The sequence below is a fragment of the Companilactobacillus futsaii JCM 17355 genome (genome assembly GCF_001435505.1).
GTDB classification, from domain to species: Bacteria; Bacillota; Bacilli; order Lactobacillales; family Lactobacillaceae; genus Companilactobacillus; species Companilactobacillus futsaii.
The window spans coordinates 1-455 of sequence record NZ_AZDO01000018.1; the positions used below are offsets into that span (position 1 = coordinate 1).

General features: G+C 31.4%; 1 protein-coding gene. It reads left to right on the forward strand.

Going from position 1 to position 455, the window contains the following annotated elements:
- Positions 1–455 (forward strand): RNA-guided endonuclease TnpB family protein (locus FC88_RS02320; RefSeq protein WP_157060408.1); only part of this gene is annotated, 455 nt, incomplete at both ends.

Consider the following 455-nt stretch of genomic DNA (forward strand, 5'->3'; position numbering starts at 1 on the left):
GTGACTATTCGTAAATCATCAACTAATAAATATTACGCCATTCTTACGGTTGATGAAGATATTACTCAATTACCAAAGACTAACACGTCTGTCGGTCTTGATATGGGTGTTTGTGACCTAGTTATCTGTTCAAACGAAAGTAAGTATAAGACTATCCGTTTTGATAAGAAATTAGCTAAAAAGAAACATTATTGGGAAAAACGATTAGCTAGAAGACGAACACAGGCCTTGAAGGATATTCAATATAAAAAGAAATTCGGATTGATTGATCCAAAACCTTTAGAACAATACTCAAATTATATGAAAGCTAAACTCATGGTAGCTAAATATAGTGAGAAGATTGCCAATCAAAGAAAAGACTATCTCCACAAGATAACTCGTGAATTAGTTGAAGATAACGATTTGATTGTTATTGAAGATTTGAAAACCAAAAATCTTCTTAGTAATCATAAACT